This is a genomic window from Streptomyces sp. NPDC005761 (assembly GCF_040630635.1).
Lineage (GTDB): Bacteria > Actinomycetota > Actinomycetes > Streptomycetales > Streptomycetaceae > Streptomyces.
Map to the genome: position 1 here is coordinate 81,646 of NZ_JBEXXX010000029.1, position 23,328 is coordinate 104,973.

General features: G+C 71.3%; 14 protein-coding genes and 1 pseudogene. 11 read left to right on the top strand and 4 right to left on the bottom strand.

Features of this window, described 5'->3' with window-relative positions; genetic code table 11:
- Positions 1-245: 245 nt before the first annotated feature.
- The 4 genes and pseudogenes from ABZ434_RS24595 (at position 246) to ABZ434_RS24610 (ending at position 5,871) form a co-directional block, all read left to right on the top strand.
- Entirely contained in the window at positions 246-3,143 is a 2,898-nt protein-coding gene (locus tag ABZ434_RS24595; protein WP_359140742.1) for a DEAD/DEAH box helicase, read from the top strand.
- Positions 3,140-4,501: an SWF or SNF family helicase gene (locus ABZ434_RS24600; RefSeq protein ID WP_359140745.1), complete on the top strand. Its 1,362-nt coding sequence runs from the start codon at positions 3,140-3,142 to the stop codon at positions 4,499-4,501. The genes ABZ434_RS24595 and ABZ434_RS24600 overlap by 4 nt, the downstream gene beginning before the upstream one ends.
- 37 nt (positions 4,502-4,538) lie before the next feature.
- Positions 4,539-4,813, top strand: a pseudogene (locus ABZ434_RS24605) (esterase-like activity of phytase family protein); the annotation flags it as partial.
- A 467-nt stretch (positions 4,814-5,280) separates the two neighbouring features.
- Complete coding sequence (locus ABZ434_RS24610) at positions 5,281-5,871, top strand: N-acetylmuramoyl-L-alanine amidase (RefSeq protein WP_359140748.1); 591 nt, start codon at positions 5,281-5,283, stop codon at positions 5,869-5,871.
- Here ABZ434_RS24610 and ABZ434_RS24615 read toward each other — a convergent pair.
- Positions 5,849-6,436, bottom strand: coding sequence for a helix-turn-helix domain-containing protein (locus ABZ434_RS24615; protein ID WP_359140751.1), 588 nt, complete (start codon positions 6,434-6,436; stop codon positions 5,849-5,851). The two genes, ABZ434_RS24610 and ABZ434_RS24615, sit on opposite strands and share 23 nt — an antisense overlap.
- 111 nt (positions 6,437-6,547) lie before the next feature.
- Between ABZ434_RS24615 and ABZ434_RS24620 the strand changes: the two genes are divergently transcribed.
- Both ABZ434_RS24620 and ABZ434_RS24625 read left to right on the top strand, forming a co-directional pair.
- Positions 6,548-7,777, top strand: a complete 1,230-nt coding sequence (locus tag ABZ434_RS24620; RefSeq protein WP_359140754.1) for a benzoate/H(+) symporter BenE family transporter — start codon at positions 6,548-6,550, stop codon at positions 7,775-7,777.
- Between the two features lie 87 nt (positions 7,778-7,864).
- Positions 7,865-9,658, top strand: a complete 1,794-nt coding sequence (locus tag ABZ434_RS24625) for an ABC transporter ATP-binding protein (RefSeq protein WP_359140757.1) — start codon at positions 7,865-7,867, stop codon at positions 9,656-9,658.
- A 211-nt stretch (positions 9,659-9,869) separates the two neighbouring features.
- On the opposite strand, the gene manD is transcribed toward ABZ434_RS24625, so the two are convergent.
- Positions 9,870-11,084 carry a D-mannonate dehydratase ManD gene (manD, locus tag ABZ434_RS24630; RefSeq protein WP_359140760.1) on the bottom strand — a complete coding sequence of 405 codons (1,215 nt, stop codon included), beginning with the start codon at positions 11,082-11,084 and terminating at the stop codon, positions 9,870-9,872.
- A 532-nt stretch (positions 11,085-11,616) separates the two neighbouring features.
- Here manD and ABZ434_RS24635 point away from each other — a divergent pair.
- The 5 genes from ABZ434_RS24635 (at position 11,617) to ABZ434_RS24655 (ending at position 18,716) form a co-directional block, all read left to right on the top strand.
- Entirely contained in the window at positions 11,617-13,128 is a 1,512-nt protein-coding gene (locus ABZ434_RS24635) for an aldehyde dehydrogenase family protein (RefSeq protein WP_359140765.1), read from the top strand.
- Between the two features lie 16 nt (positions 13,129-13,144).
- The gene (locus ABZ434_RS24640; protein WP_359140768.1) at positions 13,145-14,683 is read left to right on the top strand and encodes a GMC oxidoreductase; all 1,539 of its coding nucleotides are present in this window, start codon (positions 13,145-13,147) and stop codon (positions 14,681-14,683) included.
- Positions 14,683-15,732 (top strand): glycine betaine/L-proline ABC transporter ATP-binding protein, encoded by a 1,050-nt coding sequence (locus tag ABZ434_RS24645; RefSeq protein ID WP_359140771.1) that lies wholly within the window; start codon positions 14,683-14,685, stop codon positions 15,730-15,732. The genes ABZ434_RS24640 and ABZ434_RS24645 overlap by 1 nt, the downstream gene beginning before the upstream one ends.
- 61 nt (positions 15,733-15,793) lie before the next feature.
- Positions 15,794-17,749: an ABC transporter permease subunit gene (locus tag ABZ434_RS24650; protein ID WP_359140774.1), complete on the top strand. Its 1,956-nt coding sequence runs from the start codon at positions 15,794-15,796 to the stop codon at positions 17,747-17,749.
- Between the two features lies 1 nt (position 17,750).
- Positions 17,751-18,716: an ABC transporter substrate-binding protein gene (locus ABZ434_RS24655; protein ID WP_359140777.1), complete on the top strand. Its 966-nt coding sequence runs from the start codon at positions 17,751-17,753 to the stop codon at positions 18,714-18,716.
- Between the two features lie 48 nt (positions 18,717-18,764).
- On the opposite strand, the gene ABZ434_RS24660 is transcribed toward ABZ434_RS24655, so the two are convergent.
- Both ABZ434_RS24660 and ABZ434_RS24665 read right to left on the bottom strand, forming a co-directional pair.
- The gene (locus ABZ434_RS24660; protein WP_359140780.1) at positions 18,765-21,173 is read right to left on the bottom strand and encodes a glycoside hydrolase family 9 protein; all 2,409 of its coding nucleotides are present in this window, start codon (positions 21,171-21,173) and stop codon (positions 18,765-18,767) included.
- A gap of 222 nt (positions 21,174-21,395) precedes the next feature.
- A complete protein-coding gene (locus tag ABZ434_RS24665; RefSeq protein ID WP_359140801.1) occupies positions 21,396-23,213 on the bottom strand; it encodes a SpoIIE family protein phosphatase in 1,818 nt (605 codons plus the stop codon).
- Between the last annotated feature and the right edge of the window lie 115 nt (positions 23,214-23,328).

Here is a 23,328-nt window from a genome sequence, read left to right on the forward strand (position 1 = left end):
GTCTTATAGGTGCGCTGACCTGATGAAACGTACGGGTCGCAGATGTATGGCAGCCATGGCGCCACCACCCGGGGTCTCCTGGTGCCAACCCCCTCATTCCGCTGGGGGGCTGGCCACACCTCGCGGACATTGGGGACATTTGCGAGTGACATCAATCACGCACCGTAAGCCGCCACGCACGGAAGGGATCGGGTACCCTCGGCGACCTCGGCCCACTAGTCAAATTTGAGGACTCTGACATCGCTGTGCACCGTCTCCCCGCAGCAACGCTCTCCGAGATCTCCGCACTCGCCGGATGCTGCGTGGTCTTCCTGCCCGCGGATCCCTCCCGGACCGGACGGGTCGCCTTCTGGTATCCGGACGGCAGCAGTCCGCCCGACGCCCCCGGAACCGTCGAGGAACTCACCGTCACCGGCGCCGATGCGATGCCGTACGCCGTGCCGGCACGGATCCTCCCGGTCCGGGACGCGCTTGCTGTGCTCACGCGCGCCCGGACCGCGTCGCACGCCTCCGCGGCGGCCGCGTTCTGGGGGGCGGCGGGGCTGCTGGCCCTCCAGTTCGCCGCGCGAGGGCTGTTGCTGCCGGGCCTGAGCGCCACGGATCACGACGCATGGCGGGCCGGCCCGCTCACGGCCGACGACCGGACGCGGATCCGCACCCTGGCCGCATCCATGCCTCCGACCGCCCACGCGGTGCCGGTCGACGCCCTGGCACAGCCACTGCTGCTGCCCGAACCGGAGTGGCTGGTACGGGAGTTCCTCGACGCGGTCGCGGACGGACTGCCGCGCGCACCCGGTGCCGCGTTCGCCGCAGGTGGCCCGGCGTTCGCGGCGGACGCACCGCAGCACCTGCCGGGTCAGCGGGCGTGGGTGACCGACGTAGCCGCGGGGCACGACGCGGGCATCCGGCTCTCGCTGCGCGTGGAGGTAACGGGCCTCGACCCTACCGACGAGGTGCCCCCGGGGCAGCCCTGTGCCCCCTCCTTCCGGGTCGTTCCGCAGATCCACGGCGTGAGCGATCCGACGCTCGTGGCCGACGCCGCCGAGATCTGGGCCGGGTCGGGACCGGCAGCCGCTGCCTTCGGGCCGAGGGCGCGGATGGACACCCTTCTGATGCTGCGCCGGGCTGCCCGCGCCTGGCCACCTCTGGCACCGCTGCTGTCGGCGCCCGTGCCGGACGCGGTGGAACCGGCCGACGAGGAGATCGCCGACCTGCTCGGCCCCGCCTCACGAGCCCTCGCCGCCACAGGTGTTCGGGTGCACTGGCCCCGGGAACTGGCCCGTGAGCTCACGGCACGCGCGGTGATCGGCCCTCCGGAGGACACGGCCGACGGGGACGTGAGCCACGAACCCGGCCGAAGCGCATCGGACACCACCCCCCTCCTGGCCGCCGACTCCCTGCTGACCTTCAACTGGTGGTTCGCCCTCGGCGACCAGAAACTCAGCCGTGCCGAACTCGACCGGCTCGCCGAGGCCGGTCGTCCCCTGGTACGGCTGCGCGACCAGTGGGTGCTGATCGACCCTGAGGAGGCGCGTCGGGCCCGGGAGACACAGGACCGCAAGGTCACCCCCATCGACGCGCTCGGCGCCGTACTGACCGGTTCCACGGAGATCGGCGGCCACCGGGTCGACGTCCGGGCGACCGGCTGGCTGGAGCGTCTGCGGCAGCGGGTCGCGGACCCGGAGTCCCGGTCGCGGGACGAGCCGACGGTCGCTCAGCCTGCCACGCTCGCCGCGACCTTGCGCGACTACCAGCTCCGGGGTCTGAACTGGCTGCACACCATGACCTCGCTCGGTCTCGGCGGCTGTCTCGCCGATGACATGGGTCTCGGCAAGACCATCACGCTGATCGCCCTGCACCTTCACCGCCAGACCCTCGACGGGGCCGCCGGCCCCACTCTGGTGGTCTGTCCGACCTCGTTGATGGGCAACTGGCAGCGGGAGATCGAGAAGTTCGCCCCCGGCACCCCGGTCCGCCGCTTCCACGGCGCGGCGCGCACCCTGGAGGACCTGGTGGACGGCGAGTTCGTCCTGACCACGTACGGCACGATGCGGCTGGACGCGCCCAGGCTCGCAGCCGTGCGGTGGGGCATGGTCGTCGCCGACGAGGCGCAGCACGTGAAGAACCCGTACTCGGCGACGGCCCGGCAGCTCCGTACGATCGGCGCACAGGCGCGGGTCGCCCTCACCGGCACCCCCGTGGAGAACAACCTCTCCGAGCTGTGGGCCATCCTCGACTGGACGACCCCCGGCCTGCTGGGCAGGCTCGGTACCTTCCGCACCCGGTACGCGCGTGCGGTGGAGGGCGGCAGCGACCCGGCGGCGGCCGAGCGCCTCGGCGCCCTGGTGCGGCCGTTCCTGCTCCGCAGGCGCAAGTCCGATCCGGGCATCGCCCCGGAGCTGCCGCCGAAGACGGAGACGGACCGCGCGGTGTCGCTGACGGCCGAACAGGCGGGGCTCTACGAGGCGGTGGTACGGGAGACGCTGGCCGCGATCTTCGAGGCCGACGGGATGGCCCGGCGTGGTCTGGTGGTGAAACTGCTCACCGCGCTCAAGCAGATCTGCAACCATCCCGCGCAGTACCTCAAGGAGGAGGAGCCGAAGGTCGCGGACCGTTCGGGCAAGGTGGAGCTGCTCGACGAGCTGCTGGACACCATCCTCGCGGAGGGCGCAGGCGTCCTCGTCTTCACCCAGTACGTGCAGATGGCCCGGCTGCTGGAGCGGCACCTGGCGGCGCGCGGGATCAGCAGCCAGTTCCTGCACGGCGGGACGCCGGTGGCCCAGCGGGAGGCGATGGTCAGCAGGTTCCAGTCGGGCGGGGCCCCGGTCTTCCTGCTGTCGCTCAAGGCCGCGGGGACCGGGCTCAATCTGACCCGTGCGGGCCATGTGGTGCACTTCGACCGCTGGTGGAACCCGGCGGTGGAGGCGCAGGCCACGGACCGTGCGTACCGCATCGGGCAGACCCAGCCGGTGCAGGTCCACCGGCTGATCGCCGAGGGGACGATCGAGGACCGGATCGCGGAGATGCTCGCCCGCAAGCAGGGGCTGGCGGACGCGGTGCTCGGTTCCGGCGAAAGCGCCCTGACCGAGCTCAGCGATGCGGAACTGGCCGATCTGGTGGAACTTCGAGGGGGCGCACGATGAGCGCGGGGTACGAGTCGGACGCATTCGCCGACCGGTACGACAGTGACGAGCCGGACGAGCCGGTGCCCGGGCAGGAGCGCACCTTCGCCGCAATGCCCCCGGCACAGGGCCGCGGCTTCGCGGAGTCCTGGTGGGGCAGGGCGTGGCTGAAGGCCCTGGAGGACACCGCGCTGGACGGGCAACAGCTGAAGAAGGGGCGCCGGTTCGCCCGCGAGGGCCGGGTCGGCGCGGTGTCCGTACGGCCGGGCCGGATCACCGCGGTGGTCCGTGACCGGGACGAGAGCGGCTACCGCAGCGACGTACTGCTCCAGGAGCTGACCGCGGAGCAGTGGGACCGCTTCCTGGACATGGCCGTCGACCGGGCCGGGCACATCGCCGCGCTGCTCGACCGGGAGATGCCTCCGCATCTGGTGGAGGACGCGGCGGCGGCCGGAGTGGACCTGCTGCCAGGCATCGGCGACCTCGACCCCGAGTGTGCCTGCGAGGCGTGGGACCACTGCCCGCACACCGCCGCCCTCTGCTATCAGGTGGCCCGGCTGCTGGACCAGGATCCGTTCGTCCTGCTCCTGATGCGGGGCCGCGGCGAGCGTCGTCTGCTGGACGAGCTGCAGGCGCGGATCGCCGCCAGGGCTGCGGGTCACGCGCCGTCGGACACCGCGGCCGAGCCCGCGGAGGAGTCCGAGGGCCGGCCCGTGCTCGGGGTTCTTGCGGCGGAGGCCTTCGCGGCGGAGGGCATCCTCCCGCCGCTGCCCCCGGCCCCGGCGCTTCCCGACGCCCCGGGTGCGGCTCCCTCGCTGGACACGGAGACCGATCCCGAGCCGGGCGTGGACCCGACGGCCCTGGAGATGCTGGCCACGGACGGCGCGGCGCGTGCGCACCGGATGCTGGCGGAGGCACTGTCCCCCGGTCACGCGCAGCAGCCGGTCCCGGCAGCGCTGACGCCCGAACAGGACGCGGTGCGGCTGGCGGCCGACGCGCGACCCGAGCCGTGGATCGCGAACCGGCTGGCGACCGGATCCGGCCGGCAGCGCGCCGGCCTGCCGGCAGCGGTGCGCGCCTGGCAGTACGGCGGCGCTGCCGCGCTCGCCGTCCTCGACGAGGAGTGGACGCCGGACGCCACCGCACTCGCGCGGGCCAGGACGCGGCTCTCCGGGGCCTGGGAGGAGGACGAGGGGCCCCGGCTGCGGGCCGAGCGCAACCGCTGGACGTCCGCCGACGGCACGGTCCAGCTGCGCTACGGGAGGGACGGACGCTGGTATCCGTACCGCAAGGAAAGCGGCCGCTGGACTCCGGCGGGACCCTCCGACGAGGATCCGGCGGCGGCCTGGGCGGACGCGGCTGCCCCCGCCGACGTCTGACAACGGCATCCTGGGCTCCCGCCGGGGCGTTGCGGCCACCTCGCCCTCGTACGAGGAGCCGGCGGACCCCACGGCTGTCGGTGTCCCGGTCCTGCGCAAGAGTCTCGTCGTCGACCTGGGCGAGGTCGCGGGCGTGGCCGGGAAGACCGAGGGGTGGCGGTGACGGGCCGGAACACACTCGCCCTCATCAACGACGACGACTTCGGCATGACCGACGGGGCAGGTGCCTTCGACGCGGACGGCAGGCTGGTCGACTCCGGCATCGAGACGTCCGTGACGCTGCTGAAGCTGCCGCGCCCGCTGACCCGCTGACCGGAGGCGGCCCTGCCGGACACCGAACAGCACCAACTCCCCCTTCCTCACGCCGATTTCGGGTCTTGCCATCTTCCGCCACCCGCGCCACGCCCGTACGGTGGGGCGCGCACATCGCTCGGCCGTACATCGGACATCACACGCCGGTCAGCGGACCAAGGGGAGCCACGAGATGTCGGGGAATCAGGTACGGGACTCCGTCCCGGCCCTGCTGACGGCCCGTCGGCAGGGGCCGTCCGCCCTCGTCTCCGAGCTCAGCGCCCCCGCCTCGCACGCGGGGCCCCTCGTCGGCATCCGGACGGTGACCGGGACCATCGTCCTCGCCGTGCCGCCGCGCAGGTACCCGGATCGGGTGGCCCGGACGGGCAGAATCCGTCACGACGACGAGCCGCCGGGCCGGGGCTCCGACCCGGTCGACCGGAACGACTTCTTCACCTGTTGCTCCTCCCCCACACCCAGGAGTTCGCATGGACCGCAGAAGGATCCTTCAGGGCGCCGCGGCCACCGCCGCGGGAGTACTGCTTCCCGCCTCCGTCCGCGCCACCGCGGCGACGGCCGCCGACACCGACTACCCGGCTGCGCATTGGGTCCCGGCCTCGACGTCCAACTACACGGTGTCGAGCCGGCCTTCGGCGTATCCGGTGCAGTACGTGATCATCCATGTCACCCAGGAGACGTTCTCGGACGCCGTGGCGATCTTCCAGAATCCCGCGAAACAGGTGTCCGCGCACTATGTGGTGCGCTCGGCGGACGGCTACATCGACCAGTGCGTGCGGGAGAAGAACATCGCCTGGCACGCGGGGAACTGGGACTACAACACCCGCAGCATCGGCATCGAGCACGAGGGCTATGTGGACCAGCCCGCCTACTTCACCAACGCCATGTACGAGAAGTCGGCCTTGCTGACGGCGTCGGTCTGCGACCGGTACGGCATCCCCAAGGACCGCGCGCACATCCTCGGCCACGTGCAGGTGCCGGGCACGGACCACACGGACCCGGGGCCTCACTGGGACTGGGTGCGCTACATCCGCCTGGTCAATCTCCTGGGCGCGTCGTGAACCGCTGACCGGCGGCCCCCACGGACGCCCCGCCCACCGGGCTGCGGACGAAGAGGACGCCCTCCACATCACCGTCGGGCGCACCGTAGACGTGGGGCGCGTCGGCCCGCCAGTGCGCACAGGCGCCGGGGCCGGCCGTCCTGGTGTCGCCCGGCGGGCCGACGACCGCGGTCCCGGTCAGCACCATCAGGCTCTCCTGCGTACCCGGGACGTGCGCCTCCGACTCCTGGACCGCGCCCGCGCGGATGCTGACACGGAACACGTCGGTGACCGCGGCCTCGTCCTCGTGCCGTTCGAGCAGGACGGCGGTGACGGCACTCCCGGAAACGCCCGGCGGGGCAGGGTCGCCGGGGGGCAGCGGGTCGCTCAGTACGGCGCTGAGCGGCAGGCCGAGCGCGGTGGTGAGCGCGTACAGCGTTTCCAGGGTGGGATTGCGCGCCCCGCTCTCCAGCTCCGAGAGCGTGCCCTTGCCGACTCGGGAGCGCCGGGAGAGCTCCGACAGGGACAGGTCCCGCTCGCGCCGCAGCGCTCGCAGCCTGCGACCCACGTCCTCGTTCAGCCCCATCGGCCGTGCACCCGCTCCACTGTCCTGGTTGACGGGCGTCGGCCCGCCTCTCTAGTGTTCCACATACAGAACGTTCCGTATACAGAACGCAGCGCAGGAAGTGGCTCACTCATGTTCGCGACCACCCGCATACGCTCGATCGCGCCGCCCTCGGCCGTGGCCGCCGGACTGATCGCCGTCATGGTCGGCGTCACCAGCTCGGCGGCGCTGGTCTTCACGGCGGCACGGGCGGCGGGGGCGGACTCGCGCGAGATCTCCTCCTGGATGCTCGCGCTCGGTGTCGGCCTGGCCTGCACCTGCATCGGGCTGTCGCTCCGCTACCGGGCCCCCGTCGTCACCGCGTGGTCGACGCCGGGGGCCGCGTTGCTCACGACCGGACTGAGCGGTGTCTCGATGGCCCAGGCCGTCGGCGCGTTCCTCTTCTCGGCGCTGCTCATCCTCGTGAGCGGGATGACGGGCTGGTTCAGCCGGCTGATGGGACGGATTCCCGTGCCGCTGGCGGCCGCGCTCCTCGCCGGGGTGCTGCTGCGGTTCGGCACGGGACTGTTCAGCACCATGCACGGCGGATTCGCGGTCGCGTTCCCCATGTTCGTGCTCTACCTGCTGGGCCGGCGCCGGCTGCCCCGGTACGCGGTGCTGCTGGCGCTCGCCGCGGGCGTGGTGGCCACCGTGTTCACCGGCGGCTGGCGGCTGGGCCAGGTCCGGCTCGCCCTGGCCACCCCGGTGTTCACCGCGCCGGAGTTCGACTGGAAGGTGCTGGTCAGCGTCGGCGCCCCGCTGTTCGTCGTCACGATGGCCTCGCAGAACATGCCCGGGGTCGCCGTGATCCGCGGCGCGGGCTACGACGTGCCGGTCTCGCCACTGATGACGTGGACCGGAGCGGCCAACGCTGTCCTGTCCCCCTTCGGGGCGTTCGGCCTCAACCTGGCCGCGATCACGGCCGCCATCTGCACGGGCGAGGAGGCGCACCCCGACCGCGACAAGCGCTACCTGGCCGCGGTGTGGGCGGGCGTCTTCTACCTCTGCGTCGGACTGCTCGGGGCGACCGTCGCCTCGCTGCTCACCGCGATGCCGCAGGAACTCGTCCTGGCGATCGCCGGGATCGGCCTGCTCGCCACCATCGAGGCCTCACTGTCGGCGGCACTGGCCGACAAGGCCTCCAGGGAGGCGGCCGTGGTGACCTTCCTCGCCACCGCTTCCGGGGTGACGCTGCTGGGGATCGGATCCGCGTTCTGGGGCCTGCTGGCCGGCCTGGTCACCGGCGCGGTCGCCTCGGTGGGCCGCCCGCGCCGGAAGGAACCCGCACCCGAACCGCTGCCGGACGAAGCCGGCGTCCGCTGAGGCCCGTCGGGCACCACCTCACCGCCTCCTGTCCCGTCCGTGGGACGGGGTTGCCCCGGACGGCGGGAGCGGGGTGGGATGGCCACCATGCAGAAAGCGGTTTCCCAACCCTCCGCCGAACCCCTGGCGCCTTTTGACCACCTCGACCACCGCTACCGCGGCGAGAACCCCTTCCGCACACTCGGCCACCTCTTCCGGCCCGACCGTGGACGGCTGGCACTCGCGGTCGTCATCTTCGTCGTGAAGCACAGCCCCATCTGGCTGCTTCCCCTCATCACCGCCACGGTTCTGGACGTAGTCGTCCAGCACGGCCCGGAATCCGGGCTCTGGAAGTCGACCGGCGTGCTGTTGTTCATCCTCGTGATCAACTACCCGCTCCACCAGTGGTACGTACGCTGCCTCGGCGGCAGCATCCGGCGGATGGGCACCACCCTGCGCTCGGCGCTGTGCCGCCGCATGCAGCAACTGTCCATCGGCTATCACTCACGGGTCAGTTCGAGCGTCCTGCAGGCCAAGGTGGTCCGCGACGTGGAGTCCGTGGAACAGATGATGCAGCAGAGCGCCGACATGGGGCTCGGTGCCGTCGTGACGCTGATCGGCGGTCTCGTCGTCATCGGCGTGCGCGTACCCGCCTTCCTTCCGGTCTTCCTGATCGTGGTGCCCGCGGCGGGCTTCCTCGTGATGAAGCTCCGCGCCCGGCTGCGCAGCCACAACGAGTCCTTCCGCCGCGAGGTCGAGCAACTCTCCTCCCGTGTCGGCGAGATGACGACCCTCATCCCCATCACCCGCGCCCACGGACTGGAACGCACCGCGCTCGGCCGGGTCGACGGCTCACTTCGCCAGGTCTTCGCTGCCGGTCTGCGCCTGGACGTGATCAACGGCCGCTTCGGATCGCTCGCCTGGGTCATCCTCAACACACTCGGCGTGCTGTGCCTGACGGGGTCCGCGCTGGTCGCGTACCACGGCTGGATGCCCATCACCCCCGGCGACGTGGTGATGCTGAGCGCCTTCTTCACCGTCCTGACCGGGTCCGTGACCACGCTGCTTGGTCTGGCCCCCATCCTCACCAAGGGGCTGGAGTCGGTGCGTTCGGCGGGTGAGGTGCTCCAGGCACCCGACCTCGAACACAACGCCGGCAAGGCACAGGTCGACCACGTCACGGGCAGGATCGACTTCGAGGACGTCGGCTTCGCCTACGAGGACGCGGCCCCCGCCGTCGACGGCTTCACCCTCTCCGCACGGCCGGGCGAGACCATCGCGCTGGTCGGCGCGTCGGGCGCGGGCAAGTCGACCGTCCTGAACCTGCTCATCGGCTTCATCCGGCCCACCTCCGGCCGCATCATGCTCGACGGCACCGACATGGCGGGGCTCGATCTGCGCAGCTACCGGCGGTTCCTGTCCGTGGTGCCGCAGGAGTCGATCCTCTTCGAGGGCAGCATCCGTGACAACGTGACGTACGGGATGGGCGACACGGACGAGGACACGCTGATACGCGCGCTGGCGGACGCCAACGCGCTGGAGTTCGTCAAGGAGCTGCCGCGCGGGCTAGACACGGTCGTCGGCGAGCGCGGCGCCCGCCTGTCGGGCGGCCAGAAGCAGCGCCTCGCCATCGCCCGGGCGCTGATCCGCGACCCCAGGGTGCTGGTGCTCGACGAGGCCACCTCCGCTCTGGACAACCGCTCCGAAGCCCTCGTGCAGGAGGCACTCTCGCGGCTCGTGCACGGCCGTACGGTCTTCGTCGTCGCCCACCGCCTCTCCACGATCCAGGGCGCCGACCGCATCGTGGCGATGGAGGGCGGCCGGATCGCGGAGGTGGGGACGCACGAGGAACTGATCGGCCGGGAAGGGGTGTACGCGGGCCTTCAGCCTGCCTACCCCTAGGGCGTGTTTCGAAAGTAGCGCCGTCCGCCCGGAGGGCGGGTCCGGCGGCGTCTGGTGCGTGCGATCGCAAGGCGGAGGGTCACCCCGATACTGGGCGTATCGGGGTGATCCCGACAACGCGGCGAGCGTGCGTGCCAGGCGTCGCCGGACAGGCGGGACTTTCGAAACACGCCCTAGCCGGCGACCCCGGACCGGGCGGCGGCTCCCCGACTCACCAGTCGTGGACGCTGCCGTCCCGGAGGCGGTTGACCGGGAGGTAGGCCTGGACGTACGGGTGCGCGGCCGCCGCCTCCTCGTCCAGTTCCACCCCGATGCCCGGCGCCTCGCCCGGATGCAGGTACCCGTCGGTGAACGTGTACGCGTGCCGGAACACCTCCTCGGTCAGGGCGCTGTGGCCCGAGTACTCCTGGATGCCGAAGTTGTGGACGGCGAGGTCGAGGTGGACGGCCGCGGCCATCCCGACCGGCGAGATGTCCTCCGGCCCGTGGATGGCGCTCCTGACCTGGAACTGGGCCGCGAAGTCGAAGAGCTTGCGCAGCGGTGTGACCCCTCCGAAGTGGGTGACGGCGGAACGCGCGTAGTCGATCAGCTGCTCGGTGATCAGTGCCTGGTAGTCGTACACCGTGTTGAACACCTCCCCGACAGCGAGGGGCGTGGTGGTGTGGCGGCGGACCAGGCGCAGCGCCTCCTGGTTCTCGGCAGGCGTGCAGTCCTCCAGCCAGAACGGCCGGTACGGCTCCAGGTCCTTGCCGAGCCGCGCCGCCTGGACGGGAGTGAGCCGGTGGTGGGCGTCGTGGAGCAGGGGCAGCTCGGTACCGAACTCCGCGCGGACCGCCTCGAAGACGGCCGGAGTGTGACGCAGGTAGGCGTCCGTGTCCCAGTCCTCCACCAGGGGGCGGGCCTGCTGGTGGGCGACCGCCGTGCCGTCGTCGTCCTGGCTGTACACGCCGTACACGGCCTTGAGTCCGGGAATGCCCGTCTGGATGCGGACGGCGGGGTAGCCCTCGGCCCGCCTGGCCCGTACGGAGTCGAGCAGTTCGGGGATGTCGCGGCCGTTGGCGTGGCCGTAGGTGCCGATCCGGTCCCTGCTCGCGCCGCCCAGCAGCTGGTAGAGCGGCAGACCGGCCGCCTTCGCCTTGATGTCCCACAGAGCCACGTCCACGGCGGCGATCGCGGCCATGGTCACCGGGCCACGCCGCCAGTAGGCGCCGCGGTAGAGGTACTGCCAGGTGTCCTCGATCCGGTGTGGGTCGAGGCCGATGAGCAGCGGCACCACATGGTCGGTCAGGTAGCTGACGACGGCCAGCTCCCGTCCGTTGAGTGTGGCGTCGCCGAGGCCGGTGAGGCCTTCGTCGGTGGTCAGCTTCAGGGTGACGAAGTTGCGTCCTGGGCTGGTGACGACGACTTTCGCGTCGATGATCTTCATGCGCTCTCCCTTTCGGGCACGGAACCGGCCCGCCCCGCCCCACCCGGGTACGCGGCCGTCCGCCCGGACGGTGCCGGCAGTGTGGCCGGGCACGTTCTTCCGGGCACGCGGGCCGCACGGGGCAACTTCGTCGCGGCGGCGAGTCCGGATTCGATCAGTGCCACGGTCATGGCGATCAAGCTACCAAGCCCGTTCTCCCCTGGGTGGCGGCCCGCAGCGGCTCCGCGGCGGGCCCGCCAAGCGCGCGAGCGGTTCGGCGGGAGCCCGTCGGTTCCGCGCCCGAGAAGAGGTCGGAGGCACCACGGTGCCGGAACTCGATCCGGGCGCTGCCCCGTACGACCGGATCGGCAGCTCCACGGACTCGGTCCGGTCACACTCCGCGGCGACCGGTCGGCCGAGGTCCTGCTGCCCGGGCGGCCACCAACCCAGCGGCGTACGCGTGAGCAGGGTCACTTACCGGCACTCGTCACGCATGGCTTCCCCCTTCCGGGGCAGATAGCCCGACCGCTGGAAATCACCCGGCGTCGCACTCATGGCCATCGAAAGGGCAGCACACGACGTGTCGGCACAACACACCATCCAGGTAGCGGGAGAGTGGCGACCGGCCGCCTCGGGCGCCACGCGCGAGATCCTCGACCCCGTCGACGAGACCGCCTTCGCCGTCGTGTCGGAGGGCGACGCCGCGGACGCGGACGCCGCGGTCGCCGCGGCGAGGGCCGCCTTCGACGCGGGGCCCTGGCCGCACACGCCCGTCTCCGAGCGCGCCGCGCTGCTCCGGCGGGTGGCCGCGCTGCTGGAGCGCGACCGGGAGCGGCTCGGTGCGCTGGAGTGCCGCGACGCGGGCAAGACCCTCGAAGAGGGCCGGGTCGACGTGGACTGCGTACGCGACGCCTTCCGCTACTTCGCCGACCTCGTCATGAACGAGAGCGGCGGACGGGTCGTCGACGCCGGGTCCCAGGAGATCCACAGCGTCGTGGTGCACGAACCCGTGGGTGTCTGCGGTCTCATCACACCGTGGAACTACCCTCTCCTGCAGGCGAGTTGGAAGATCGCCCCGGCGCTCGCCGCCGGCAACACCTTCGTGATCAAGCCCAGCGAGATCACCCCGCTCACCACCGTCGCGCTCATCGCCCTGCTCGCCGAGGCCGGGCTGCCGGCCGGTGTGGCGAACATCGTCACGGGTCCGGGAGCCACCGTCGGCGCCCGGCTCGCCGACCACCCGGATGTCGACCTGGTCTCGTTCACCGGTGGGCTCTCCAGCGGTACGAAGGTGATGCGTGCGGCCGCGGAATCCGTCAAGAAGGTCGCGCTCGAACTCGGCGGCAAGAACCCCAATGTGGTGTTCGCCGACGCGTGCGCCACCATGGACGGTTTCGACACGGCCGTCGACCAGGCGCTGAACGCCGCGTTCATCCACAGCGGCCAGGTCTGCTCCGCCGGTTCCAGGCTGATCGTCGAGGAGTCGGTCCGGGAGCAGTTCGTGGCCGAGCTCGCCCGCCGCGCGGAGCTGATCCGTGTCGGTCGCGGCACGGACGACGGTGTCGAATGCGGTCCGCTCGTCTCCGCGCAGCAGCTCGCCAGGACCGAGGAGTTCGTCGCCTCCGCACTCAAGGAGGGGGCGGTGCTGCGGGCGGGCGGCGAACGTCCCCAGGGGCCCGGCTACTTCTACCGGCCCACGGTCCTGGACCGCTGCGACCGCTCCATGCGTGTCGTGCGCGAAGAGGTGTTCGGACCGGTGCTGACCGTCGAGACCTTCCGTACCGAGGACGAGGCCGTCGCCCTCGCCAACGACACCGAGTACGGCCTGGCCGGCGGCGTGTGGACGGCGGACGCGGGACGCGGACGCCGGGTCGCGGCGCGGCTGCGGCACGGCACGGTCTGGATCAACGACTTCCACCCCTACCTGCCGCAGGCGGAATGGGGCGGCTTCGGCAAGTCCGGCATCGGCCGGGAACTGGGCCCGACAGGCCTGGCCGAGTACCGCGAGGCCAAGCACATCTACCAGAACCTCGCCCCGCGCCCGGTGCGCTGGTTCGCGGGCTGAACGGGGAGCAGAGGCGATGGAGAACGACATGACCGCGTACGACTACGTGATCGTCGGTGGCGGCACCGCCGGTTCGGTGATCGCGTCCCGGCTGACCGAGGACCCCGACGTCACGGTCGCCCTCATCGAGGGCGGACCGAGCGACGTGGGGCGCGAGGACGTGCTGACCCTGCGCCGCTGGATGGGCCTCCTCGGCGGTGAGCTGGACTACGACTACCCCACCACCGAGCAGCCTCGCGGCAATTCGTACATCCGCCACAGCAGGGCCCGGGTGCTCGGCGGGTGCTCGTCCCACAACACCCTGATCGCGTTCAAGCCGTTGCCGTCCGACTGGGACGAGTGGGAGGCCGCCGGGGCGGCCGGCTGGGACGCCTCGTCGATGGCCCCCTACTTCGACCGGCTGCGCAACAACATCGTCCCGGTCGACGAGGCGGACCGGAACGCCATCGCACGCGACTTCGTCGACGCCGCGCAGACGGCGCTCGGCGTGCCGCGGGTCGAGGGCTTCAACAAGAAGGCCTTCCAGGACGGCGTGGGGTTCTTCGACCTCGCCTACCACCCGGAGAACAACAAGCGCTCCTCGGCCTCCGTCGCCTATCTGCATCCCTTCCTCGACCGGCCGAACCTTCATATCGCCCTGGAGACGTGGGCGTTCCGCCTGGAGCTCGACGGCACCCGGGCCACCGGTGTGCGGGTGCGTACCGCGGACGGCGATGAGCGGGTGATCCGGGCCCGGCGCGAGGTCGTGGTGTGCGCGGGGGCGGTGGACACGCCCCGGCTGCTGATGCACTCGGGCATCGGTCACCGCGCGGAGCTCGAGAAACTCGGCATTCCGGTGACGCACGACCTGCCGGGGGTCGGCGAGAACCTGCTCGACCACCCCGAGTCGGTCATCGTCTGGGAGACGCACGGGCCGATCCCGGAGAACTCCGCGATGGACAGCGACGCCGGACTCTTCGTACGGCGGGATCCGGACAGTCCGGGCCCCGACCTGATGTTCCACTTCTACCAGATCCCGTTCACGGACAATCCCGAGCGGCTCGGCTACGAGCGCCCACCGCACGGGGTGTCGATGACGCCGAACATCCCCAAGCCGCGCAGTCGCGGCCGGCTGTACCTGACGAGTCCCGACCCCGAGGTCAAACCGGCTCTGGACTTCCGCTATTTCACCGACGCGGAGGACTACGACGGGCGCACCCTCGTCGACGGGATCAGGATCGCCCGGGAGATCGCCGCCCAGGAACCCCTGGCCGCCTGGCTGAAGCGCGAGGTCTGTCCGGGGCCCGAGGTCACTTCGGACGAGGATTTGGGCGAGTACGCGCGCAAGGTCGCGCACACCGTCTACCACCCGGCCGGAACCTGTCGTATGGGCGCGCCCGACGACCCTCTCGCGGTGGTGGCTCCGGACCTGCGGATCAGGGGCCTCGACGGCATCCGGATAGCCGATGCGTCGGTCTTCCCGGCCATGCCGGCCGTCAACCCGATGATCGGTGTCCTGATGGTCGGCGAGAAATGCGCGGATCTGCTCGGCGCCACCCCTGGGGGTCATGCCTGATGAACACGCCACAGCACGTCTTCTCCGTGCGCGGTCTCTGGAAGGTGTTCGGTCCGCGGGCCGATCGCGTACCGGGCGACGTCGAACTCGGCGCGCTCGACGCCGCGGAACTGCGGGCACGCACCGGCTGCACCGCCGCCGTGCGGGACGTCTCCTTCGACGTCCACAAGGGCGAGGTGTTCGTCGTCATGGGGCTGTCCGGCTCGGGCAAGTCCACCCTCGTGCGCTGCCTCACCCGGCTCATCGAGCCGACGTCCGGCGAGGTGACCATGGACGGCGAGGACGTGCTGTCGATGGACGCCGGACGGCTGCGCGAACTGCGCCGCCACCGGGCCGCCATGGTGTTCCAGCACTTCGGTCTGCTCCCGCACCGCTCGGTCCTCGACAACGTCGCGTACGGCCTGGAGATCCAGGGCATGGGCCGGGCCGAACGCCGTGAGCGGGCGGCCGGGTTCATCGCCAAGGTCGGTCTCGACGGGCTGGAGGGCCGTCGCCCGGGGCAGCTCTCCGGCGGCCAGCAGCAGCGGGTCGGGCTGGCGCGCGCGCTCGCCGTCGACCCCGAAGTGCTGCTGTTCGACGAGCCGTTCAGCGCCCTCGACCCACTGATCCGCCGCGACATGCAGGAGGAGGTCGTTCGGCTGCACCGCGAGGAGGGCCGCACGATGGTCTTCATCACCCACGATCTGAACGAGGCGCTGAAGCTCGGCGACCGCATCGCGCTCATGCGCGACGGCCGGATCGTGCAGCTCGGTACGCCGGAGGAGATCGTGAGTTCGCCGGCCGACGACTACGTCCGCGATTTCGTCAGGGACGTGCCGCGCGAGCAGGTCGTGACCGTCCGCGCCGCCATGCGGCCGGCGGACGGCACGGAAGGAGTCTCCGGCCCTGCTCTGGCACCGGGCGCCACCGTCTCCGAGGCCATCGAGGCGGTCGTCCGGACCGGACAGACGGCACGTGTGGTCGAGAACGGACGCTGCCTGGGCGTGGTCGACCACGCGTGTCTGCTCGGCGTCGTGGCCGGGGTCCCGGCCGTGAAGGAGGCCGCGTGATGCGAGTGGACAACGCCTCGGGGCCACCGGGCCGGCCGTACGCCACGGGAAGGCGGGCGATATGACAGCGACCGCGACCACCCCGACCTCCGCCCCCCTCGGCGCCGCAGGTCCGGCCGCTTCCCTCGGTCGGCACCGCACCCCGCTCCTGCTGACCGGCTCGGCGGTGCTGCTGGTGCTCGGCGCCGTCCTCGTCGGCCGCGGCCCGTGGCCGACGAGCCTCACCGTCGACCTCACGGGACCGCTCGGTGACGTCAGCGACTGGATCATCGACAACCGCGACACGCATCCGCTGTTCCTCTACTTCCTCGGGCACCTCAGCAACGCCGTCGTGCTCTCGGTCCGCGGTGTGTACCTGGTCCTCCTCGCCGCCGGATGGGCCGGGGTCACGGCCGCTGCCGGGCTGATCGCCTGGCGGGTGGCGGGCGTCAGGCTCGCCCTGACCGCCGTCGTCGCCTTTCTCGCCTGCGCCGTGCTCGGCATGTGGGTGCCCACCATGCAGACCCTGGCGCTGATGGTCATCGCGGTCCTGGTGTCGGTGGCGCTCGGTGCGGCCCTCGGCCTGGCCGCCGGGCTGTCGGACCGGGTGTTCCGCATCCTGCGGCCGGTGCTCGACACCATGCAGGTCATGCCTGCCTTCGCGTATCTGCTGCCGGTGGTCCTCGTGTTCGGCATCGGTGTCCCGGCCGCCGTCCTGGCGACCGTCGTCTACGCGGCGCCGCCGATGGCCCGGCTGACGGCTCTCGGGCTGCGTGACGCCGAGGCGGGCGTGATGGAGGCGGCGGCCTCGCTCGGTGCCACGGGACGGCAGCGGTTGTTCACCGCGCGGCTTCCGCTGGCACGCAGGGAGCTGCTGCTCGGTCTCAACCAGACGATCATGATGGCGCTGTCGATGGCCGTGATCGCCTCCGTGATCGGTGCCGGCGGACTCGGTGACCGCGTCTACCAGGCCCTCGGATCCGTCGACGTGGGAGCCGCGCTCGCGGCCGGGATCCCGATCGTGCTGCTCGCCGTGGTGCTCGACCGGGTCACCGCCGCGGCCGGCAACCGCCTGGGCGCGGCGCCGCGCGCCGGATCCGCCGTGCTGGGCTGGGCCACCGCCGCGGCCGGCACCGTCGCCGCCGCCGTCGTGGCACGCCTGGTCTCCGGGACGGGCTGGCCGGACGCGTGGACGGCCGACATCGCCCGACCGGTCAACACGGCCGTCGGCTGGATGACCGGCCACCTGTACTCGGGGGTGCCGGTGATCGGGGGCACGGCGGACTGGGCCGGACGGTTCACCACATGGGTCCTGGACCCGGTGCGCGACGGACTGCAGTGGCTGCCCTGGTGGACGGTGCTCCTGCTGATCGCCGTGCTCGCCCTGCTGATCGGCACCTGGCGCACCACGCTGACCGCCGTCCTCGCGATGGCCGCGATCGGTGTCCTGGACGTGTGGGACCCGGCACTCGACACGCTGTCCCAGGTGCTGGCCGGTGTCGCGGTGACGCTGGTGGCCGGCTTCGCCGTCGGGATCGCCGCCTCACGCAGCACACGGGTGGAGAGGCTGCTGCGGCCGGTGCTGGACGTGTTCCAGACGATGCCGCAGTTCGTCTATCTCATCCCGGTCGTCGCCCTGTTCGGCGTCGGCCGCGCGCCGGCGGTGGCCGCCGCCGTGATCTACGCCCTGCCCGCCGTCGTACGGATCACCACACAGGGCATGAAGGGCGTGGACCCGGTGACGATGGAGTCCTCGCGCTCACTCGGCGCGACGGGTTTCCAGCAGCTGTTGAAGGTCCAGCTGCCGCTGGCCCGCCCGGCGCTGCTGCTCGCCGTGAACCAGGGTGTCGTCCTCGTCCTGGCCGTCGTGGTGATCGGCGGCCTGGTCGGCGGAGGGGCGCTCGGCTACTCCGCGGTGTTCGGCCTCGCCCAGGGCGACCTGGCGACCGGTCTGGTGGCCGGCGCCGCGATCGTCCTCCTCGGCCTGATGCTCGACCGGGTCACCCAGCCCACCCGCCGCTCCGGAAAGGGGGCCTGACATGGCTCGCACGCGTACCCCTGTCGTCGTCCTCGCCTCGGCCACGGCTCTCTTCGCCGTGGCGGGCTGCGGTGCGGCGGACATGACGCAGCAGGCTTCCCCCTTCGCCAACGCGCGGGGCGCGAAGACCGTGACCCTCTCCGTGCAGTCGTGGGTGGGCGCCCAGGCCAACGTCGCCGTGGCCGAATACCTCCTCGAGCACGAGCTGGGCTACCGGGTGGACACCGTGCAGATCGACGAGGTGCCGGCCTGGGACGCCCTCAGCCAGGGCCGGGTGGACGCCATCCTCGAGGACTGGGGCCACCCGGAACAGGAGGCCCGGTACGTCCAGGACAAGAAGACGATCCGTTCCGGCGGGGAGCTGGGGGTCACCGGTCACATCGGCTGGTTCGTGCCCACGTACTTCGCGAAGGAGCATCCGGATGTCACCGACTGGCGCAACCTCGACAAGTACGCCGACAGCTTCCGCACGGCGGAGAGCGGCGGCAAGGGCCAACTACTGGACGGTTCGCCGTCGTACGTGACCAACGACAAGGCCTTGGTACAGAATCTCGGCCTGGACTACCAGGTCGTGTTCTCGGGGTCCGAGGCGGCGCAGATCACCCAGATCAAGCAGTTCGCCAAGGGCAGGAAGCCGTTCCTCACCTACTGGTACAAGCCGCAGTGGCTCTTCGAGCAGGTGCCGATGACGGAAGTGCGACTTCCGGCGTACAAGGAGGGCTGCGACGCCGAGCCCGAGAAGGTGGCGTGCGCGTATCCGCACACTCCGCTGAAGAAGTACCTCAACGCGCGGTTCGCCGGCGCCGGCGGCAGGGCGGCCACGTTCCTCAAGAACTTCTCCTGGGGTACGGAGGACCAGAACAAGGTCGCCCTGATGATCGCCGATCAGAAGATGTCGCCGCAGGCCGCGGCCGAGAAGTGGGTGGACGCCAACGAGGCGAAGTGGCGGGCCTGGATCCCCGGGTGACGGCCCTGGGGTGCTGTCCCGACCGCGCCGGGACAGCACCCCCGTCGGTCAGCCGCACTCCGTCCCGTTGAGGGTGAAGGAGGCGGGTGCCTGGGCCGGCGCGCCGGTGGCCTGGAATCCGAAGGAGACGGTGCCGCCCGACGGAATGGCGGCGTTGTGGGTCGCGCTCTTCACCGTGACGCGGGAGCCGGTCTGGGTGGCGGTCGCGTTCCAGGCATTGGTGACCACCTCCGGCCCACTGAAGGCGAAGCCCAACTGCCAGCCGTCGACCGGGCCCGTCCCGGTGTTCCGGACGGAGACGTCGGCCGTGAATCCGCTGCCCCAGGACTGGCTGACCCGGTACGTGACCGCGCAGGGGCCGGCCGGGCCGGGTGTGTCGGTCGGGTCGGGGGTAGGTGTCGGATCCGGGGTCGTGGTCGGGTCGGGCGTCGTGGTCGGGTCCGGGGTCGGTTCCGGGTCCGTACCGTCCGGTGCACTCCCCCACTGCGGCGCCGTGCCCTCCAGCAGCACCATGTGCGGCGCGTCCACCGGCGTGGTGCCGGGGGTCGTGGCCGACGCGGGGTAGGACCAGTCGTTCGCCGGATCCCAGGCCCCGGCCGAGCTGATCCGGAACTGCACCTCCTTGCGGTACGCGGACTGGCCGGCGGGTGCGATGTCCGTGTCGGAGCAGTCCACCGTCACGTAGTAGACATCGCCCGCCTCACGCGTGGGTCCGGTCACCTCGCCGCACTGGTTGTAGTTGGTGGTGAGGCTGATCTGTCCGGGCGTGACCCCGGGCTCCAGCGTGAAGTAGTAGCGCACGGACGCGTCGGTGAGGGCGCGCGCCGGCCAGGCGGAGCGGTTGACCAGATATGCCTTGATCTCGGTGAAGTTGCTGCCCGCCGCGTTGACCGATGCCTGGACGGACATCTCGGGCCCGTCCGGGGTCTCCTGCTTGGGGAAGCCGGCGAGCGGTGCGCCGCCGTACTCGCCGTAGAGCCGGGCCAGTGCTCCGGTGAAGGCCGCGTTGTAGTCGGTGGCGACCTCGTTGTTCACGTAGTTGGAGCGGTCGTCGGTGTAGCTGTCGTCCGCTGCGCTGGGGCCGCCGACCAGTGCTCCGTACAGCGTGTGCCTGCTCTCCACGGGGTTGTTCATCTGATCGGTCCACGAACCGTGGGCGGTGCGGTGGTGCGGCTTGGTCGGTGGGTTGCTGCCGAAGCCGACCACGTAGCTCGACTTGCGCGGGTTGTCGCCGAGCGCGTAGTCGATCTGGCGGACGGCGAAGTCGTGGTAGCGGGTCTTGCGGGTGGCGTCGGTCAGCCAGTCGGAGTAACTCAGCGCCACGAACGCGGTGTTCGCCGCGTACCGAAGCGATCCCCAGCTGTCCAGCACCGCCTGGCCGCCGGGCGAATAGGCCACCCGTTGGCCGTTGACGCCGACCGTCCACCAGTCGAGCCAGCGGTTCGCGTCGTCGACGTACTTCTGCTTCCCCGTCAACTGCGCGAGCAGTACGTACGCCCCGTAGGAGCTGTCGTCCCACGAGAGCGTCCAGCGGTAGGAGCGGGTGCTGCTCTGCGGCTCGGTCGACAGCTTGTCGTAGAGGGACTCGGCCTTGGTGAGGTAGGCGGCGTCGCCCGTGGCCTTGTACAGCCAGATCGCCCCCCAGACCAGCTCGTCGTTGTACCCGCTCCAGGAGTTGTAGTACGCCTGCGCGTCGGTGATGCAGTCGCTGTACTTCCCCCGGTAGGTGTCCGCGAAGGCGTACAGCTGCTTCGCGTGGGTGATCAGCTTCGTCGCGTACGCCGGGTCGCTGTCGGCGAACACCATGGAGGAGGAGGCCAGAGCCGCGGCTGTCTGACCGGCCAGGTCGCTGCCGGGGCAGGAGGCGTCGATCTTGTAGGCGGGCCGTTTCATCGGCATCACCTCGGCCGGACCCCACCACTTGTGGTCGTCCCCGCCGTTGCCCACCTGCCCGTAGAGGACGTTGGGTGACGGATGCGCCTTGAGGAAGTAGTCGTTGACGAAGCGGAGGTTGTTCCTCAGGTACGGAAGCTGGCCCGAGGCCGCATAGGCGTCTTCCTCCTCCGCGCCACCCCACGCGAGCATGGTGGTGGAGAAGGCCATCGGCAGGCCGAACTTGACGTGGTCGCCCGCGTCGTACCAGCCACCCGTCAGGTCCAGACCGACGTCCTTGCCGTCGCCGAGGGCCGAATCACCGCGCCAGCCGACCCGGTTGGTGTCGGGGAGCGTGCCGGACTGCTGTGCCTCGTAGAACAGCACCGACTTCTGCAGCGCCTCGCCGTAGTCGAAGGCGGGTGCGGCGGCCGCGTTGCCCGACAGCGACAGCGGAAGCAGCAGGCCGGCGCCGAGAGCGAGTGCCAGGGCGATGGCGCCGGGGCGGCCGGGCCGGAGGGCGAGGGGGCCGCCGCCGGCCCGTCGGAGTCGTCTTCGCAGAGCGGCGAAAGTGAGCGAGCGCAACGGAACAATCCCTTCCGTACGTCGGTGGGGGCGCCGGTACCGCAAGCGCGTGGGAGCGCTCCCATAGGCGTTGCCCATGAAGCCAGCTCACGAGGGAACCTGTCAACACTCCTGACAGGAACACCTCAGCAAACCGTAGGCAGTCGTGCTTCAGCAGCCAACTGACGTCCAGGCACCGGCGGAGTGCCGGGCCGTGCCCGCCCGGTCGCCGCGCCTTCGGCTTCAGTCCGTCGTGGTGTCGCCGGCGTCCGCCGGGGGGGCCTCGGTGAGGGCGAACCAGGCTGTCTTGCCCTCGGGTTCGGGGCGCACACCCCACTGGTCGGCCAGGATGTCGAGCAGCATCAGCCCCCGGCCCGACGAGGCGAGTTCACCGGGCGTCCGCTGATGGGGCAGTTCGTCGCCGCGGTCCATCACCTCGACGAGCAGCCGCCGATGGCCGGTCTCGCCGGTGACGTACGCGTTGAGGGCGCCGTCCTGGTCGGTGTGGACGAGTACGTTGCCGAGGAGCTCGGTGGTCAGGAGTACCGCGGTGTCCACCTGGTCCGGCCGCGCCCAGTCGTGCAGCAGCGCCTTCAGTTCGGCCCGGGCCTCGGAGAGCCCCTCGCCCTGGTCCTGGCCCACGGTCAGCATCAGCCGGCGCCGGCTGACCTCTGCCCGCGCCTGTACGGGGTCGCGCCGCAGGAGCAGAAGGGCGATGTCGTCGCCGTCCCGCGCCGTGTCGCCCTCCCCGGACCCGGCCTCGGTACTGAGCGCGGCCGCCATGAGCCGGTCCGCCATTGCTTCGAGGTCCTCGACGGGCCCCGGCGAGAACGCGTCTCGCACCCGGACCCAGCCGGTGTACATGTCGTGGCCGCCGTTCTCGATCAGCCCGTCCGTGCACAGCATCAGGACCTCGTCGTCGTGCAGGCGCACGATGTCGACGGGGTAGTCCTCCTCGCCCGGCATCAGTCCCAGCGGCAGACCGCCACTGATGTGCTTGATCAGGCAGGTGCCGTCCGGCGTGCGCAGGACCGGATGCGGATGCCCGGCCCGTGCGATGTGCAGGTCCCCGGTGGACGGGTCGGCCTCGATGTAGAGGCAGGTGGCGAACCGGTCCTCGTCGAGGGTGGTCAGGAAGCGTGAGGCACGCGCCAGTACGGCGTCCGGGCCGTGCCCCTCCGCGGCGTAGGCGTGCACGGCGGTGCGCAGCTGGGCCATCAGCCCCGCGGCGTGCACATCGCGCCCCTGTACGTCGCCGATGACCAGGGCCAGCCGGCCGTTGGGCAGATCGATGCTGTCGTACCAGTCGCCGCCGACCATGAGGCCGCCGCCGGTCGGCACGTAGCGCGTGGCCACGCTCATTCCGGTCATGGCGGGGCCGTCCGTGCGCATGCTGCGGCGCAGGCCACGGGAGAGTTCCAGTTCGGCTCTGCTGGCCCGGGCGCGTTCGAGTACCTGGGCGAGCATCCGTCCGGTCATGGTCAGCAGCGAACGCTCGGCGGAGGTGAACTCCACCGGCGTGCGGAAGGCGGCCAGCCAGACCCCGGTGATCCGGCCGGCGGTCACGAGCGGAACGAAGGCCCATGCCTCGCGGCCCTTACGGGCGGACATGTGCCAGGTCGCCGGGAAGCGGCGGCGGTACTCCTCCGGGGAGGCCAGGTAGACGGCTCGGCCGGTTCTGGCGACCTCGGCGGCCGGGTAGCCGGTCGTCATCGGCATCCGGAACCCGCGGTCGGCCCCACCCGGCCGGAAGCCGTACTGTCCCACCGCGGTCAGGGTCCCCTCGCCGATCCCGAACACGCACTGGCCGTCCAGCGGGAAGTCGGGCGCGTACAGGGCGGCGACCAGCTTCAGTGCCTCGTCGAGGGAGTCGGCCTCGGCGACGGCGTGCCCTGCGGAGAGCAACAGGGAGTCGCGCCGCCTGACCCTCTCCGTTCCGTCCTCGGGCACCTGCCGCTCCGGGGGGCCGGGGCGCGGCGCCTCCATGTGGTTCAGGGCGTCGATCTGGTCCAGCTCGGCCTCGAAACCGTCCGGTGGCGGATCATGCCTTTCACCACCCATCCGGCATCCCTTCGTCCCGATGTCGTCGCAGCCTGTCCGTTCCATGCTCCGACGGGAGAGCCGGGTCCGCAGTACGAGACGACGTGACAGCGGCGGGGCACGGGGTGCCGTGCCC

Bases quoted from the DNA above. Each gene is read 5' to 3' on its own strand.
- ABZ434_RS24600 (WP_359140745.1), top strand. From the start codon at position 3,140: ATGAGCGCGGGGTACGAGTCGGACGCATTCGCCGACCGGTACGACAGT.
- ABZ434_RS24610 (WP_359140748.1), top strand. From the start codon at position 5,281: ATGGACCGCAGAAGGATCCTTCAGGGCGCCGCGGCCACCGCCGCGGGA.
- ABZ434_RS24615 (WP_359140751.1), bottom strand. From the start codon at position 6,436: ATGGGGCTGAACGAGGACGTGGGTCGCAGGCTGCGAGCGCTGCGGCGC.
- ABZ434_RS24620 (WP_359140754.1), top strand. From the start codon at position 6,548: ATGTTCGCGACCACCCGCATACGCTCGATCGCGCCGCCCTCGGCCGTG.
- ABZ434_RS24625 (WP_359140757.1), top strand. From the start codon at position 7,865: ATGCAGAAAGCGGTTTCCCAACCCTCCGCCGAACCCCTGGCGCCTTTT.
- manD (WP_359140760.1), bottom strand. From the start codon at position 11,084: ATGAAGATCATCGACGCGAAAGTCGTCGTCACCAGCCCAGGACGCAAC.
- ABZ434_RS24635 (WP_359140765.1), top strand. From the start codon at position 11,617: ATGGCCATCGAAAGGGCAGCACACGACGTGTCGGCACAACACACCATC.
- ABZ434_RS24640 (WP_359140768.1), top strand. From the start codon at position 13,145: ATGGAGAACGACATGACCGCGTACGACTACGTGATCGTCGGTGGCGGC.
- ABZ434_RS24645 (WP_359140771.1), top strand. From the start codon at position 14,683: ATGAACACGCCACAGCACGTCTTCTCCGTGCGCGGTCTCTGGAAGGTG.
- ABZ434_RS24650 (WP_359140774.1), top strand. From the start codon at position 15,794: ATGACAGCGACCGCGACCACCCCGACCTCCGCCCCCCTCGGCGCCGCA.
- ABZ434_RS24655 (WP_359140777.1), top strand. From the start codon at position 17,751: ATGGCTCGCACGCGTACCCCTGTCGTCGTCCTCGCCTCGGCCACGGCT.
- ABZ434_RS24665 (WP_359140801.1), bottom strand. From the start codon at position 23,213: ATGGGTGGTGAAAGGCATGATCCGCCACCGGACGGTTTCGAGGCCGAG.